The sequence below is a fragment of the Micromonospora sp. WMMD961 genome (assembly GCF_029626145.1).
In the GTDB taxonomy this organism is placed as follows: Bacteria; Actinomycetota; Actinomycetes; order Mycobacteriales; family Micromonosporaceae; genus Micromonospora.
The window spans coordinates 5,366,015-5,381,364 of sequence record NZ_JARUBJ010000002.1; the positions used below are offsets into that span (position 1 = coordinate 5,366,015).

Below are 15,350 nucleotides of genomic sequence, written 5' to 3' on the forward strand. Positions count from 1 at the left end.
GGCCAGGTCCGCACCGGCGGTGTCGGCGATCCCTTCGGCGTACGGCCGGATCAACGGCAACGTGCCGGCGACCAGCCGTACGGCGGCGGCCCACAGCGCGCTGGTGGCGCCCGGGCGCAGCCCGAGGCAGAGCAGCATGTCGGCCCGGTAGCCGGGTGGGGCCACCGGCAGTTCCAGGGCCGCCGCGAAGGCCGCCCGGCGGGAGTGGACCCGCACCGACGGGTTGGCCGGCCGCAGCACCGATGGGCAGAGCCGGGCCAGGTCGGCGACGGCGAGCCGGACGCCGAGGCGGTCGTTGACGGCCCGGGCGGCGGCGGCCTTACCCAGCGTGGCGATCAGTTCCTCGAGTCGGGGTGGCTCGGCGGGCTGACAGAGCACCGGTAGGTCGATCCGGGGCCGCCAGTGCGGATCCGCCCAGAGCAGTCGGGCCGGCGCGGTGACCGGCAGGCCGAACGCCCAGTCGGCCGGTTCCCCGAGTCGGTGCACCCAGGAGCGGACGTCCCGGGCGGCCACCGAGACGTGGGTGACCCGGCCTGCGGTTTCGGCCAGGTACGCCCGCCGGGCGGCGTACGGGGCGCCGCCGACCAGCACGTCGAGGTCGACGTCGCTGTGTGCGGTGGCGGCGCGGCGGGCGTGACTGCCGCGCAGCAGGATGCCGACGACCGGCCGCTCGGCGGCCTGCCGCAACCGCGCGGCCCAGTCCTCAAGAAAACCGCTGTCCGGTAACGGAGCGTGACCCACCGCGCCATCGTGCCGTACGCCCGATCGGCGCGCAATGCCCGTTGGCGGACTCAGTGTCCGGTCCGGACCCTACTGCCCGTTCTCATGCTGCGTGCGACGACCGGGCGGCGCACACGCGTTGCGTCGGGGTCAGTAATTCATCTAGCGTTGAGTTCAACAGATGATGAGTTTCCTTGGAGGTGCGGGATGGACGACGCGATAGCCGTCCGGGACCTGGTCGTCGACCGGGGCGGGCGGCGGGTGCTGGACGGCATCAGTTGCCACGTCCCGCGCGGCGCCGTCACGGGTCTGCTCGGCCCCAGCGGCAGCGGCAAGACCACGTTCATGCGCGCGGTGGTCGGGGTGCAGGTGGTCGGCGGCGGGACGATCACCGTGCTGGGCCGACCGGCGGGCACCCCGGCGCTGCGGCACCGGGTGGGCTACCTGACCCAGGCACCGAGCGTCTACGCCGACCTGACCGTGCGGGAGAACGCCCGGTACTTCGCGGCCCTGTACGGCCGGGGTCGGGTCGAGGCCGACCGGGCGATCAGCGATGTCGGGCTGGCCGAGGCGGCCGGCCAACTGGTCGCCACGCTCTCCGGCGGCCAACGAAGCCGTGCCTCCCTGGCCTGTGCGCTGGTCGGCGAGCCGGAGCTGGTCATCCTCGACGAGCCGACCGTCGGCCAGGACCCGGTGCTGCGAGCCGATCTGTGGGCCCGGTTCCACGCGATGGCCGCCGCCGGCACCACCCTGTTGGTGTCGAGCCACGTCATGGACGAGGCGGCCCGTTGCGACCAGCTTCTGCTGATCCGGCAGGGGCGGTTGATCGCCGACGACAGCCCGGCCGCCATCCGTGCCGCCGCCGGTGTGGACGACCTCGACGAGGCGTTCCTGCGCCTGATCCGGGCCGGCGAGGCAGGCCCGGCCACCATGGACGTGACAAACGGACAGGAGCGGTCGTGACCCCGCGGATCCTGGCGGCCACCACCGGCCGCATCCTGCGCCAGCTCCGGCACGACCGCCGGACCATCGCGCTGCTCGTGGTGGTGCCGGCGGCCCTGCTCACCCTGGTCTACTTCATGTACGCCGACCAGCCCACCCCGCCCGGCCAACCGACGACGTTCGACCGGATCGCGCTGGTGATGCTGGGCATCTTCCCCTTCGTGATCATGTTTTTGGTGACCAGCATCGCCATGCTCCGGGAACGCACCTCCGGCACGCTGGAGCGGCTGCTCACCACCCCGCTGGGCAAGCTCGACCTGCTCTTCGGGTACGGCATCGCGTTCGGGCTGGCCGCCGCCGTACAGGCCGTCGTCGCCGCCGGCGTGGCGTACTGGATCTTCGGGCTGGAGACCGCCGGCAGCATCGGGTTGGTGATCGGGATCGCCGTCGTCGACGCCGTGCTCGGCGTCGCGCTCGGGCTGCTGTGCAGCGCCTTCGCGCGCACCGAGTTCCAGGCAGTACAGTTCCTGCCAGTCGTGGTGATCCCCCAACTGCTGCTCTGCGGGCTGTTCGTGGCCCGCGACCAGATGGCCGGCTGGCTCCAGGCGCTCAGTGACGCCTTCCCCCTGTCGTACGCCGTCGAGGCGTTGCAGGAGGTCGGTGCCCACGCCGAGCCGACCGGCCGGATGTGGCGGGACGTGGCGGTGGTGCTCGGGGCGGTGGTGCTGGCGCTGGTGCTCGCGGCGGCCACCCTGCGTCGGCGCAGCGGCTGAGGCTGCGGCAGCCGTGGGTCGACCGGCCCACGGCTGCCCAGGTGGACGAACGAGGGGCGGCGATGACGCGGCGGACCGGCCGGCGACCCGGCAACCCGGACACGCGCGAGGCGATCCTCGACGCGGCGCGTACGGCGTTCGCCGAGCGTGGCTTCGACTCCGCCTCGATTCGCGCCATCGCCGGCACGGCAGGTGTCGACCCGGCGCTGGTGCACCACTACTTCGGCAACAAGGACCAGCTCTTCCTCACCGCGATGAACATCCCGGTCGACCCCGCCAAACTGGTGCCGACGGTGCTCGCCGGTGACCCCGACGGCGCCGGTGAGCGCCTGGTGCGCACCTTCCTCGGCGTCTGGGACTCGCCCGCCGGCACCGCCGCGCAGGCGCTGCTGCGCAGCGCGGTGAGCAACGAGTGGACCGCCCGGCTGCTGCGCGAGTTCGTCACCACCCAGATCCTGCGCCGGGTGCTCGAACAGCTCGACGTCGACCCCGCCCAACTACCGCTGCGCGGTTCGCTGGTGGCCACCCAGATGATCGGCCTGGCGATGATGCGGTACGTGGTGCGCCTGGAACCGGTCGCGTCGGCGGCCCCGGAGACCCTGGTCGCGGCGATCGGCCCCACGATCCAGCGGTACCTCACCGGACCGCTGCCGGCCGAGGTCGGCAGCGGACCACAGCCGGCCTAGGTTGCCACCGGGCCACCGCCCGCCCAGGTTGCCACCGGGCCACCGCCCGCCCAGGTTGCCACCGGGCCACCGCCCGCCCAGGTTGCCACCGGGCCACCGCCGGCCCGGGACGGCGCCGTCGAGCGGTCAGCGCGGCGGACGGGCACCGGCCGGGAGCCGCAGCGACGGCAGCAACCTCGGCAGGTCGGCCGGGTCGGCCACCGGGCCCGGGAAGACCAACCGGACCCGACGCCGGGAGCCGGGGCGGCCGAGAGCGACCACCAGCCCGTAGCGGTCGATGCGCACCACCCGCGGCGCGCCGTCCGGGGCCTGCTCGGTCAACCCGAGCTGCCGGCGCAGATACTCGGTGACCTGCGCGCCGTCGCCCTCGGCGAGGTCGGCCAGCAGCCGCGCCTCGACCGGGTGCACCGGGTCCGGCTCGGCCTCGGCGTACTCCACCGGGTCGACCCGGTGCACGACGCCGGCCCGCTCCCAGCGGACCTCGACCACCTCGAAGCGGAACAGCCGGAAGCGGGTGCCCAGGTCGAGCAGGTCACCGGTCGGCTCCACGGTGGCGAAGTCGACCGCCGCGTGGCGGGCCTCGTCGCCGTGCAGCTCGGCCGCCCAACCGGACACCCACGCCCGACCGAGACCGGGCGCGCCGGCGGCGGGCGGCAGGTCGAGCACGTCGAGCACGACCGCCACGTCGTCGCCCCCGGCGACCGGTTGCAGGGCGGCGGCCAGGTGGCTGGCCACCGGCACCAGCAGCAGCACCCGACCGTCGGCGTCGGTCACGTGTCGGGCGTGGTGCGGGCCGGGCCGGTGGGCCAGGTGAACGAGACCGGGCAGGCGGCCGGCGACGAGGGTACGGACGATCTCGGCGGGATTGGGCCGCATGGGCGCGACCTCCTTCGAAGGTTAGGCTTACCTAAGCCGGAGCCTAGAGCACCCGACCCCCGGCGTCCACCACACCGGCGTACCGCCTCACCTGGTCTGCTCCAACCACGAGGCGTAGAGCAGGCCGTAGACCGAATCGGCGTCACGGACCAGTTCGTCGTGCGGGCCCCGCTGCACCACCCGCCCCCGATCCACCACGATCACCTCGTCGGCCGCCTGGGCCGTGGAGAGCCGGTGCGCGATGGCGAGGGTCGTCCGGCCCCGGGTGACCGCGTCCAGGGTGCGTTGCAACCGCACCTCGGTCGCCGGGTCCACCGCGCTGGTCGCCTCGTCCAGCACCAACAGGTCCGGATCGGCCACGTACGCGCGGGCCAACGCGACCAACTGCCGCTCACCGACGCTGAGCGCCTCGCCGCGCTCGCCGACCGGCGTGTCCAGACCCGCCGGCAGACCCTCCAACCAGTCCGACAGGCCCAACTCCGTGAAGGCCGCACCCAGCTGCTCGTCGGTCAGCTCCGGGCGGGCGAACCGGACGTTGTCCCCCACCGTCGCGTCGAACAGGAACCCGTCCTGCGGCACCATCACCACCCGGGAACGCAGCGAGTCGAACCGCACCTCCGCCAGCGGCACCCCGGACAGCAGCACCGCCCCGGCAGACGGGTCCATCAGGCGGGTCAACAACTTCGCGAAGGTGGTCTTGCCGCTGCCCGTCTCACCGACCACCGCAACCCGGCTCTTCGCCGGGATATCCAGGTCGATGCCGTGCAGCACCGGCGGGCCACCCGGATAGGCGAACCGCACACCCGAGAAGCGGATGTCCAACGGCCCACCCGGCAACTCCCGCCCCTGCTCCCCCGGATCCGCCACGTCCGGGGCGACGTCCAACACGTCCAACACCCGACGCCAGCCGGCGATCGCGTTCTGCGCCTCGTTGAGCACCTCGGTGGCGATCTGCACCGGCTGGATGAAGAGCGTCACCAGGAAGAGGAACGCGGTCAACTGGCCGATCGACAACGTGCCGCCGACCCCCAGCAGCACGCCGAGCACCACCACGCCGGCCAGCGCCACCCCCGCCGCCAGCTCGCCCACCGAACTGCCCACGATGCTGATCCGGATCGCCCGCTGCTGCGCCAACCGCTGCCCGTCGATCGCCTCGTCCAACCGCCGCTCGGTACGCCCCGCGATGCCGTACGCCCGGATGACCGGCGCGCCCACCACGCTCTCGCCGATCGCGCCGAGCAGCGTGCCGGTGCGCTGACGCACCGTCGCGTACGCGGTCGCGAGCCGGCGTTGCAACTGCCGGATGACGAACACCGCCGGCAGGAACGCGGCCAACACCACAAGTGTCAACTGCCAGGAGTACGCCAGCATCACGGCCGTGGTGACCACCAGCTGACCGAGGTTGACCAGCAGGATCACCCCACCCCACTGGAGGAACTGGGTGATCTGGTCGACGTCGCTGGTCACCCGCGACACCAGCGACCCGCGCCGCTCCGACTGCTGGTGCAACATCGACAGGTCGTGCACGTGCCGGAACGCCCGCGTCCGCACGTTCGCCAGCGCCGTCTCGCTGACCGTGAACAAGCGCCGCATCATCAGATAGCCGCAGATCGTCGTGATCGCCAGGATGGCCGCGGTGATCGCCACGACCGACCACACCACGCCGAGATCCAGACCCCCGACGATGCCTCGGTCGATGCCCTGCTGGACGGCGACCGGCACGGCCACCCGACCGACCATGTAGACCAACGCAAGAGCCAGCGTGCCGGCCAGACCGGTCCGTAGCTCCGGCGACAACGCCAGGCCCCGACGCAGGGTCTGCCAGGTCGTCTCGGTCCTCTCGTCCCGCTCATCGGTCTTGGCGCTCACCGAACCGGCCTTTCGTTCGCGACTGCGGGGCTCCGCTTCGCTGCACTCCTCGCGCTCACCGGTCCACCTCGATTCCCAGGCCCGAGGGCAGCGGTGCGACGTCGTCGCCGTACGAACTCTCCTGCGCCCGTTCGACCTCGGCCTGCTCGTACGCCGTGACCAGGTCGACGTAGCCCGGCACGGTGGCCAGCAACTCGCTGTGGGTGCCCCGGGCGACCACCCGCCCCTGCTCCACGTAGATGACCTCGTCGGCCAGCGCGATGGTGGCCCGCCGGTACGCCACCACCAGGATCGACGCTACCGGCACACCCGGCTCGGCCGTCGACGACCGCAGCCCGGCCAGGATGGCCGCCTCCACCCGGGGGTCCACCGCGCTCGTCGCGTCGTCGAGCACCAGCAGGCGCGGGCGCCCGGCCAACGCGCGGGCCAGGGTGAGACGTTGCCGCTGTCCACCGGAGAGCGAGGTGCCCCGCTCGCCGACCATGGTGTCCAGACCATCGGGCAGCGCGGCGACGAACCCGTCCGCCTCGGCGAGCCGCAGCGCCGCCCAGACGGCCTCGTCGTCGATGCCCGGCCGGTCGAGCGCGATGTTGGCGCGAACCGTGTCGTCGAAGACGAACGGCACCTGGGCGACCAGAGCCACCGTGCCGGCGAGCGACGCGGCGGTCAGCTCGCGTACGTCGACCCCGTCCAGGCAGACGACGCCGGTGTCCGGGTCGACGAGGCGCACCGCCAACGAGGCGATGGTGGACTTACCGGCGCCGGTCGGGCCGACCAGGGCCACCGTCCGACCGGCCGGCACGGTGAAGCCGACCTCGCCGAGGACCTGCGCGCCGGGCTGGTGTGCCTCGGCCGGCGGGTAGGAGAAGTGCACGTCGTTGAAGGTGAGGGTGGCGGGCCCGGAGCCGGCCGGGTCGAGCACGCGTCGGCCGTACGGCATCTCGCCGGTGGCGTCGAGCACCCGGCGGACCCGGTCCCAGCCGGCGACGCTTCGCGGCAGCTCGGCCAGGACCCACCCAATGGCCCGCACCGGGAAGGCCAGCACGGTGAAGAGGAAGGCCACGCTGACCAACTCGGTCACGCTGACCGCGCCCTGACGCAGCCGGAACGCGCCGACCACCAGGACGGCGAGGGTGCCGAGGCTGGGCAGGGTCTCCAACAGCGGGTCGAAGACGCCCCGTAGCCGACCGACCGCGATCAACGAGTCGCGCAGCTCGCCGGCGCGACCGGCGAACCGGGCGGTCTCCTGCGCCTCGCGGCCCATCGTCTTGACCACCAGAGCGCCGTCGAAGCTCTCGTGGGCGATGCCGCTGACCTCTGCGCGCAGCCGCTGGGCCCGGGCCTGCCGGGGCGCCATCCGGCGGGAGTAGACGACGTTGAGGGCGAACAGCGCGGGGAAGACCGCGAGGCCGACCAGGGCGAGCGCCCAGTCGGTGGCGAACAGCGACACGATCGCGCCGACCAGCATCACGAGCGTGCCGACGGCGAAGGGCAGCGGCGCGATCGGGTACCAGGCCGCCTCCACGTCGGAGTTGGCGTTGGACAGCAACGTGCCGGTGGAGTTGCGGTGGTGCCAGGACAGCGGCAGCTCCAGGTACCGCCGGGTGACCCGGCGGCGGTAGGAGGCCTGGAGACGGTACTGCATGTAGCCGGCGCCGAGTCGGCGGCCGACGATGCCGGCCACCCGCAGCACGCTGATCCCGAACAACGCCGCCGCGGCCAACGCGAGGGTACCCGTGCCCACCTCGCCGCGTTCGATCGCCGGAAGCGCCACCTCGCCGATGACCGTCCCGACGACCCGGGCACTGACGATGATCATCCCGCCGAAGACCACGCTGCCGACCACCGCCACCGCGAAGATCCGCGGCTGCTCGCGAATGGCCTGCCGCAGGACCCCCAGCCCTCGACTGAGCACGTCCCGACTTGTCCTGCTCGCCACGCTCTCCCCCGCCGTAAGCGTCAATTATCTCCCTCATCCTTACCGGTCCGGGCCAGCACCGCCGACCCCGACCGGATATGTCGACCGTCACGTACCGGACGGCGGCGGGCGGCAGTGTCGCCCCGGCGTCCGCCGTCGAGCGCCGGCGCTTCGCTGGGCCTACGATCGGGCCATGCCGCGGTACGCCCGAGCCGAGCGCGAGGCGCTGGCCGATCTCCTCCTGGCCCTCGGGCCGGACGCCCCGACGATCAACGAGGGCTGGGCGACCCGTGACCTCGCCGCGCACCTGGTGCTGCGGGAGCGTCGCCCGGACGCGGCCGGGGGGATCGTGCTGCCGCCGCTGCGCGGCTACGCGGAGCGGGTCCGTCGGCGACTCGCCGCGCGGCCTTATCCCGACCTGGTCGCACAGGTGCGCCGTCCGCCGCTCTGGAGCCCGATCAGCAACCCGGTCACCGACGAGGCGGCGAACACGATCGAGTTCTTCATCCATCACGAGGACGTACGCCGGGCCAGCTCCGGATGGCAGCCGCGGGACCTGCCCGCCGGCCTGCAGAGTGCGCTCTGGAAGCGCACCGCCCAGATGGCGCGGCTGACCCTGCGCCGCTTCCCCGCTGACGTCTACGTGCAGGCGCCCGGCCACGGCGAGTTGTCCGCCGGTCGTGGGGGCGAGCCGCTCCGGGTGGTCGGCCCCCCGGCGGAGCTGGTCCTGTTTCTCTCCGGCCGCCAGCGGGTGGCCCGGGTCCAGTTGGACGGCCCTGCGGAGGCGGCACAACGACTCCGCACCGCCAGGCTGGGCATGTAACCGACTGCACCTGAACAGACACGAGGCGGGTGTGGGTTTTCCCACACCCAGCGAAACATGCAGATACCTCCTCCCGTACGCTTCACCGCGCCGCTCCGCGCCGGGCGGCACGAAGTGGGGGCGCACTGTGCGAAGTTTCGCGATTTCGGCGCTGCGGGAGCCCCCGTTCTCCACGGGGCGCCATGGTGCCACGGAGCAGGTGGCGGGCGAGAGCGTGGAGTGGGCGCGCGCGTTCGGGCTGGTCGATTCCAGCCAACGTGTGCACCGGCTGCGACTTGCCGACGCCGCCGGCCTGGCCGGGCGCGCCTGCCCGGACGGCTCGACCGACGGGCTGCGGCTGCTCACCGACCTGATCAGCTGGCTCTTCGTGATGGACGACGCGTGCGACGAGGACGGTCTCGGTGCCGACCCGGCCCGGCTCGGCCCGGCGATCAGCACCCTGCTCGACGTGCTGGACCGGTACGGCGACCCGGACGTCCCACCGCCCGCCGTCGGGCCGCTCGGTGACGCGCTGCACGACCTGTGCCGCCGCACCCGGCTGCACGACCACGCGGCCCTCCTGTTGCGGTTCGTGAGCCAGATGCGGGAGTACCTGCTGGCGTTGCTCTGGGAGGCGACCAACCGGGAGCGCCGGCGCGTGCCCGACGTGGCGGAGTACGTCCAACTACGCCGGCACATCGGTGGCGTGCATCCCTGCCTCACGCTGACCGACCTGGCGTCGGCACGGCCCCCCGGGCCGGTCCAGCGCGCCAACCCGACGCTGCTCGCCCTGGATCTGCTGGCGGTGGACCTGGTCTGCTGGTGCAACGACCTCTTCTCCTACGGCAAGGAGAGCCGGACCGACCCGGACGCGCACAACCTGGTGACGGTCATCGCCCAGGGCAGCGACGCGGACGAGCAGGCCGCGCTGCGTGCCGCGGCCGACCGGTTCAACCAGGGCCTGGCGGAGTACCTGGACGCCGAGGAGGCGCTGCTGTCCGGCGGGAACGACGAGATCCGCCTCGTGGTGGCCGCCCGACGCAACTGGGTACGGGCTACCTACGACTGGTCAGTCGTGGCTGCCCGGTACGCCTGATTCCGCGTACCGGTCGGTGGGATGGGACGGCCGGACGATCACCAGGGCTAGCCGATGCACGGTGGCAGGCAATACTCTTCGGTAACCATCATGACGTGACGCCCGTCACGCCACCACCCCCGAAGGCGGCTACAGCGATGGCTCTCGATGTACCGTACCGCTCCATCCCGGACATGTTCCTCAAGCGCGTGGCGGCCACCCCCGACCGGAACGCGTTTGCGTCCCCGACCCCCGACGACGCGGGGCCTGCATGGCTGACCTGGGAGCAGGTCGGCCAGCGCGCCAAGGCGGTCGCCGCCGGCCTGCACGGCCTGGGCGTCGGCCAGGAGGACCCGGTCGCGATCCTCGCCAACACCCGGCTGGACTGGGTGATCGCCGACCTCGGCATCATGTGTGCCGGCGGCGCGACCACGACCGTCTACCCGACCACCGAGCCGGCCGACGCGACGTACATCATCGCCGACTCCGGGTCGAAGGTGCTCTTCGCGGAGAACCCGGCCCAGGCGGCGAAGATCGCCGGCGCCAACCTGCCCGCCCTGACCCACGTGGTGCTCCTCGACGGTGCCGGTGACCCGACCGCCACGATTCCGCAGTTGACGCTCGCCGAGTTGGAGGAACGGGGCACCCGCGCGCTGGCCGCCGAGCCGGATCTGATCGACATGCTCGTGGCCGGCATCGGTCCGGAGCACCTGGCCACCCTGATCTACACCTCCGGGACCACGGGTCAACCCAAGGGCGTCGAGCTGCTGCACGGCGGCTGGTGCTGGGAGGCTGTGGCGCAGGCCGAGGTCGGGCTGCTGCGCGACGACGACCTGCAGTACCTGTGGCTGCCGCTGGCCCACTCGTTCGGCAAGACGCTGCTCTGCGGCGCCATCCACGTCGGCCTGCCCACCTACGTCGACGGGCGGGTGGAGAAGCTTGTCGACCTGCTGTCGGTGATCCGCCCGACGCTGATGTGCGGCGCGCCGCGGGTGTTCGAGAAGGTCTACAACCGGGCGGTGACCACCGCCCAGGGCGCCGGCGGCGCGAAGGCGAAGATCTTCGCCTGGGGTGTCCAGGTCGGCAAGGAGAAGGTCGCCCTGGAACAGGCCGGCAAGCCGGTGCCGGGCGGGCTGCGGCTGCGCTACGGGCTGGCCGAGAAGCTGGTGTTCAGCAAGCTCCAGGCCCGGCTGGGCGGCCGGATGCGGGTGCTGGTGTCCGGCGCCGCACCACTCAGCCCGGAGATCGCCACCTTCTTCGCCGCGGCGAACCTGCCGATCTCCGAGGGCTACGGCCTGACCGAGACCAGCGCCGGCAACTTCGTCAACCCGCCGTCGGGGCTACGGATCGGCACCGTGGGCCGGGCGATGGGTGACCTGGAGTGCCGGATCGACACCGACGGGGAGATCCTGGTGCGTGGTCGGCCGGTGATGCGCGGCTACCACAACCTGCCGGAGGAGACCGCCGCCGCGTTCACCGAGGACGGTTTCTTCCGCACCGGTGACATCGGCACCCTCGACGAGCAGGGCTACCTGCGGATCACGGACCGCAAGAAGGATCTGGTCAAGACCTCGGGCGGCAAGTACATCGCACCCTCGCACATCGAGGGGATGTTCAAGGCCATCTGTCCGTACACCTCGCAGGCGGTCGTCGTCGGCCAGGCCCGCAACTTCTGCACGATGCTGGTCACGCTGGACCCGGACGCGATCCAGGGCTGGGCCGCCGGTGGCCCGCTGGAGGGGCGCAGCTACACCGAGATCGTCGCCTCACCGGAGGCCCGGACGATGGTCGAGGAGTACGTCGCCCAGCTCAACGAGAAGCTCAACCGCTGGGAGACGATCAAGAAGGTGGCCATCCTGCCGCGTGATCTGACGATCGAGGACGGCGAGATCACGCCGTCGTTGAAGATCAAGCGACGCGGCGTGGAGAGCAACTTCGCCTCCCAGATCGACGAGATGTACGCCGGCACCCTCGCCGAGCTCTGACAAGTCGCCGATGGCCCCGCACCCGCTCGGGTGCGGGGCCATCGGCATCGTCGCCGCTCTGCCGCAGGGGCCGTCGCCTCTCGTCGCCACTCTGCCGCAGGGGCCGACGGCAGTCGTGGGCGGGTCAGGCGATGACCGCCGGCTCCCGCCACCGCTGACGGCCGGTGCGGTCCAGGTCGTAACGGACCGCCGCGATCCGCCCCACCGCCTCCACCAGGTCCGCCGCGGGCAGGGTGAACGGCAGCCGCAGGAACCGCTCCAGGGTGCCGTCCAGGCCGAACCGTGGGCCGGGCGCCAGTCGTACGCCGACCTCCTCGGCGGCCCGGGCCAGCGCGCTGGAGACCGGGCCGTCCAGCTCGGCCCAGAGCGTCACGCCACCCCGGGGCACGGTGACCCGCCAGTCCGGCAGCCGGTGCGCCAGCGCGTCGAGCAGCGCGTCGCGTTGGGCGGCCAACGTGACGCGGCGCTCGGTGACGATGGCGTCGGCGTCGGCGAGCAGGTGCACCGCCACCAGTTGGTCCAGCACCGGGCTGGCCATGTCCACCCCGACCCGGACGGCGGCGAGCCGCTGCACCTGCGGTGCCGAGGCGCGCACCCAGCCGATCCGTAGACCACCCCAGTAGGGCTTGCTCATCCCGCCGATGCTGATCACGCGGCTGTGTCGGTCGTAGACGCCGACCGGGGGTGGCACCTCGGTGCCGTCCAGTGGCAGGTCCACGAAGGACTCGTCGACGACCAGGTCGGTGCCGACCGCGTGGGCGGCGGCCACCACCCGCTCCCGGAGCGCGGCGGGCATCAGGTGCCCGGTCGGGTTCTGGAACTCCGGAATCAGGTAGGCCAGCTTGGGCCGGGTCTGCCGGAGGCTGCCCAGCAGCAGGTCGGAATCCCAGCCGTCGGCGTCGGCGGCCAGGCCGTGGGTGGTGATCCGGGCCCGTCGCCCGGCCAACGCGGCGAGCGCGTTGGGGTAGGTAGGGGACTCGACCAGCACACTGCCGCCCGGGGCCAGGGCGAGCCGCAGCACCAGGTCCAGTGCGTGCTGGGTGCCGCTGGTGACCATGATCTGGTCGGCCGACGTGGGCAGCCCTCGCATGGTGTACGCGTCGGCCACCGCCTCGCGCAGCTCGATGATGCCGGTCGGGTGGTAACCGGCGCCGCCCAGGTAGCGGCGCAGGTCCTCGGCGGCGGACCGGGCCGCCGTCTGCAGTTGCGGTGGGGCGGCCGGTGCGGCGGCACCGAGGTCGATCATGTCCCGGTCGTCCAACGGGGTCCACAGGCCGGTGCTGGCGACCCGGTGGTTGCCGGGCAGCATCGTCCAGCTGCCCGCGCCCCTCCTGCTGGCCAGGTGCCCGGTCTCGCGCAGGTGCCGGTACGCGGCGGTGACGGTGGTCCGGCTGATCCGCAGCGCCTCGGCCAGCTCCCGTTCGGCGGGAAGGCGGACACCCAACGGCAGACGACCGTCGGCGAGCAGGCCGCGCACCGCGCCGGCCAGAGCGGCGTAGTCGGGGCTGCGTCGGCGGCCCGGAAGGGCATGCCACTGCCCGAGCAGGCGAGCCAATTGGACCCCGCGCACCTGACCACTCATGGCCACTCCCCCGATATTGGCTTCTTCTTCGACGAGGATTGGCATCTAGGGTGGCATGCATGGCATTGCTTGGCAATCTGCGGCACCGGCCGGTTCGACGGCTGGTCCAGCTCTACCTCGGGCTCGGCCTGTACGGCGTCAGCATGGCCCTGATGGTCCGCTCCGACCTTGGCCTCGACCCGTGGGACGTGTTCCACCAGGGCCTCTCCAAGCTGACCGGGCTCTCGTTCGGCACCGTCACCATCGGCGTCGGCGCGCTGGTGCTGTTGCTCTGGATCCCGCTGCGGCAGCGACCCGGCCTCGGCACGGTCAGCAACGTCGTGGTGATCGGCCTGGTCGTGGATGCCACACTGGCCCTGCTGCCCACCGGTGGCCCGCTCGGCGTCCGGATCGCGCTGCTGATCACCGGGATCGTCGCCAACGGCGCCGCCACCGGCCTCTACCTCGGTGCCCGACTGGGTCCCGGCCCCCGGGACGGGCTGATGACCGGCTTCGTGGCCCGCCGACCCGGCCGGTCGGTGCGGCTCGTGCGCACCGTCATCGAGGTCACCGTCCTGGCGCTGGGCTGGCTGCTCGGCGGCACTGTCGGCGTGGGCACCGTCGCGTACGCGCTGGCCATCGGTCCGTTGGCCCAGCTCTTCATCCCGCTGTTCGCCGTGCCCGAAGCCGCCGCACCCGACGAGCCCACGTCCACGCCTGGCAGAGCCGCACCGGTCACGCCCGCCGGCTGAACCCTCACCGACCGTCCACGAACCGGTACGCGGTGGTGCTCCACGGTGCCGGATGGAGGGTGGGTGTTCCCTTCCGGGACGCGCGCCGTCATCATCTCTGCATGGGGGAGAACGGTTGGCGCTGGACGGACGCCTGGATCTTCGTGTCGCTGGTCATCGCGAGCGGTGCCGGTCGGCATCGTCGGTCGGCGACAAGTCGACGGCCGGAGGGTGTCCGGCTGACCGACGTGCTGTCCACCGCCGACCACCTCAACCACACGATCCCGCAGCGGCACGAGGTGGAGGCCGCGATCCAGCGGCTGGTCGGTGCCGGGCTGGTCAGCGTCGTCGACGGTTGGTTCCGGATCACCCCCGAGGGTGAGCAGCTCTGGCGTACCCGCCCACGGGCGGGTGTGGCGACCATGGTGGACACCGTGCAGGGCGTGCTGACCCGCCGACACGCGCCCGGCAGCGCCGAGTGGAACCTGGACGAGGCCGACCATGCGGCAGCCGTGCAGGAATACGCGGTTCGGTCGATCCCGACGCCCCGCCGGTCCCCGGAGGGCCACTCCGGGGGGCACTGAACGGCTCAGCGCACCGGGTGACCGCTGTCGCGCAGCGCGTCCTTGACCTGGGCCACCGTCAGCTCGCCGAAGTGGAAGACGCTGGCGGCGAGCACCGCGTCCGCCCCGGCGCCGATCGCCGGCGGAAAGTGGGCCACCTCGCCGGCACCGCCACTGGCGACCACCGGCACGTCCACGACCGCTCGCACCGCGGCGATCAACTCCAGGTCGAAGCCGGCCTTGGTGCCGTCGGCGTCCATCGAGTTGAGCAGGATCTCCCCCGCGCCCAGCTCGGCGCTTCGGGCCGCCCAGCGCACGGCGTCCATCCCGGTGCCGCGCCGGCCGCCGTGGGTGGTGACCTCGAAGCCGCTCGGGGTCGCGCCGTTCGGAGACCGGCGCACGTCGAGCGAGAGCACGAGCACCTGCCGGCCGAACCGGTCGGCGATCTCGGCGATCAGCTCCGGACGGGCGATCGCGGCGGTGTTCACGCCCACCTTGTCCGCTCCGGCACGCAGCAGCGTGTCCACGTCGGCGACCTGCCGGACCCCACCGCCGACTGTCAGCGGGATGAAGACCGACTCGGCGGTGCGGCGCACCACGTCGAGCATGGTGCCCCGATCGCTCGACGACGCGGTGACGTCGAGGAAGGTCAGCTCGTCCGCGCCCGCCCGGTCGTAGGCGGCGGCCAACTCGACCGGGTCGCCGGCGTCACGCAGGTCGAGGAAGTTGACTCCCTTGACCACCCGTCCGGCGTCCACGTCCAGACAGGGGATCACCCGTACCGCCACCGTCATGCCGCGAGCCTATCTCCCGCGCACGGCACGGCGGTCGACCCGATCGGGTCGACCG

13 protein-coding genes and 1 pseudogene are annotated in these 15,350 nt (G+C 72.5%); 8 read left to right on the forward strand and 6 right to left on the reverse strand.

Translation table 11 applies throughout. The features are described from left to right. Positions 1–54: 54 nt before the first annotated feature. Positions 55–741 (reverse strand): annotated as a pseudogene (locus O7614_RS32265) (phosphoribosyl-AMP cyclohydrolase); the annotation flags it as partial. A 186-nt stretch (positions 742–927) separates the two neighbouring features. On the opposite strand from O7614_RS32265, the gene O7614_RS24165 reads away from it, so the two are divergent. The 3 genes from O7614_RS24165 to O7614_RS24175 all read left to right on the forward strand — a co-directional run bounded on the left by O7614_RS24165 (position 928) and on the right by O7614_RS24175 (position 3,121). Further along, positions 928–1,683 carry an ABC transporter ATP-binding protein gene (locus O7614_RS24165; protein WP_278140746.1) on the forward strand — a complete coding sequence of 252 codons (756 nt, stop codon included), beginning with the start codon at positions 928–930 and terminating at the stop codon, positions 1,681–1,683. After that, positions 1,680–2,435 (forward strand): ABC transporter permease, encoded by a 756-nt coding sequence (locus O7614_RS24170; RefSeq protein WP_278140747.1) that lies wholly within the window; start codon positions 1,680–1,682, stop codon positions 2,433–2,435. The genes O7614_RS24165 and O7614_RS24170 overlap by 4 nt, the downstream gene beginning before the upstream one ends. Positions 2,436–2,497: 62 nt before the next feature. Next, positions 2,498–3,121, forward strand: a complete 624-nt coding sequence (locus tag O7614_RS24175) for a TetR family transcriptional regulator (protein ID WP_278140748.1) — start codon at positions 2,498–2,500, stop codon at positions 3,119–3,121. 126 nt (positions 3,122–3,247) lie between these two features. Here the strand turns inward: O7614_RS24175 and O7614_RS24180 are convergent, their stop codons facing one another. The 3 genes from O7614_RS24180 to O7614_RS24190 form a co-directional block, all read right to left on the reverse strand. Beyond that, a complete protein-coding gene (locus O7614_RS24180; protein ID WP_278140749.1) occupies positions 3,248–3,997 on the reverse strand; it encodes a DUF2470 domain-containing protein in 750 nt (249 codons plus the stop codon). Positions 3,998–4,084: 87 nt separating this feature from the next. Next, positions 4,085–5,866, reverse strand: coding sequence for an ABC transporter ATP-binding protein (locus tag O7614_RS24185; protein WP_278140750.1), 1,782 nt, complete (start codon positions 5,864–5,866; stop codon positions 4,085–4,087). 55 nt (positions 5,867–5,921) lie between these two features. Next, positions 5,922–7,805, reverse strand: a complete 1,884-nt coding sequence (locus O7614_RS24190; RefSeq protein WP_278140751.1) for an ABC transporter ATP-binding protein — start codon at positions 7,803–7,805, stop codon at positions 5,922–5,924. Between the two features lie 172 nt (positions 7,806–7,977). Between O7614_RS24190 and O7614_RS24195 the strand changes: the two genes are divergently transcribed. The 3 genes from O7614_RS24195 to O7614_RS24205 all read left to right on the forward strand — a co-directional run bounded on the left by O7614_RS24195 (position 7,978) and on the right by O7614_RS24205 (position 11,646). Beyond that, a complete protein-coding gene (locus O7614_RS24195; protein ID WP_278140752.1) occupies positions 7,978–8,607 on the forward strand; it encodes a TIGR03085 family metal-binding protein in 630 nt (209 codons plus the stop codon). A 199-nt stretch (positions 8,608–8,806) separates the two neighbouring features. Beyond that, positions 8,807–9,682: a terpene synthase gene (locus O7614_RS24200; RefSeq protein WP_278140753.1), complete on the forward strand. Its 876-nt coding sequence runs from the start codon at positions 8,807–8,809 to the stop codon at positions 9,680–9,682. Between the two features lie 137 nt (positions 9,683–9,819). Beyond that, on the forward strand, positions 9,820–11,646 hold the full coding sequence (locus O7614_RS24205; protein ID WP_278140754.1) for a long-chain fatty acid--CoA ligase: 1,827 nt from the start codon (positions 9,820–9,822) through the stop codon (positions 11,644–11,646). A gap of 124 nt (positions 11,647–11,770) precedes the next feature. On the opposite strand, the gene O7614_RS24210 is transcribed toward O7614_RS24205, so the two are convergent. Further along, positions 11,771–13,228 carry a PLP-dependent aminotransferase family protein gene (locus O7614_RS24210; protein ID WP_278140755.1) on the reverse strand — a complete coding sequence of 486 codons (1,458 nt, stop codon included), beginning with the start codon at positions 13,226–13,228 and terminating at the stop codon, positions 11,771–11,773. 59 nt (positions 13,229–13,287) lie between these two features. Here O7614_RS24210 and O7614_RS24215 point away from each other — a divergent pair, with 59 nt between their 5' ends. Both O7614_RS24215 and O7614_RS24220 read left to right on the forward strand, forming a co-directional pair. Further along, a complete protein-coding gene (locus tag O7614_RS24215; protein ID WP_278140756.1) occupies positions 13,288–13,959 on the forward strand; it encodes a hypothetical protein in 672 nt (223 codons plus the stop codon). 101 nt (positions 13,960–14,060) lie between these two features. Continuing rightward, entirely contained in the window at positions 14,061–14,522 is a 462-nt protein-coding gene (locus O7614_RS24220) for a hypothetical protein (RefSeq protein WP_278140757.1), read from the forward strand. Positions 14,523–14,527: 5 nt separating this feature from the next. On the opposite strand, the gene hisF is transcribed toward O7614_RS24220, so the two are convergent. Then, positions 14,528–15,295, reverse strand: a complete 768-nt coding sequence (gene hisF, locus O7614_RS24225; protein ID WP_278140758.1) for an imidazole glycerol phosphate synthase subunit HisF — start codon at positions 15,293–15,295, stop codon at positions 14,528–14,530. Positions 15,296–15,350: the final 55 nt, after the last annotated feature.

Bases quoted from the DNA above. Each gene is read 5' to 3' on its own strand.
- hisF (WP_278140758.1), bottom strand. From the start codon at position 15,295: ATGACGGTGGCGGTACGGGTGATCCCCTGTCTGGACGTGGACGCCGGA.
- O7614_RS24175 (WP_278140748.1), top strand. From the start codon at position 2,498: ATGACGCGGCGGACCGGCCGGCGACCCGGCAACCCGGACACGCGCGAG.
- O7614_RS24165 (WP_278140746.1), top strand. From the start codon at position 928: ATGGACGACGCGATAGCCGTCCGGGACCTGGTCGTCGACCGGGGCGGG.
- O7614_RS24205 (WP_278140754.1), top strand. From the start codon at position 9,820: ATGGCTCTCGATGTACCGTACCGCTCCATCCCGGACATGTTCCTCAAG.
- O7614_RS24220 (WP_278140757.1), top strand. From the start codon at position 14,061: ATGGGGGAGAACGGTTGGCGCTGGACGGACGCCTGGATCTTCGTGTCG.
- O7614_RS24210 (WP_278140755.1), bottom strand. From the start codon at position 13,228: ATGAGTGGTCAGGTGCGCGGGGTCCAATTGGCTCGCCTGCTCGGGCAG.
- O7614_RS24180 (WP_278140749.1), bottom strand. From the start codon at position 3,997: ATGCGGCCCAATCCCGCCGAGATCGTCCGTACCCTCGTCGCCGGCCGC.
- O7614_RS24215 (WP_278140756.1), top strand. From the start codon at position 13,288: ATGGCATTGCTTGGCAATCTGCGGCACCGGCCGGTTCGACGGCTGGTC.
- O7614_RS24195 (WP_278140752.1), top strand. From the start codon at position 7,978: ATGCCGCGGTACGCCCGAGCCGAGCGCGAGGCGCTGGCCGATCTCCTC.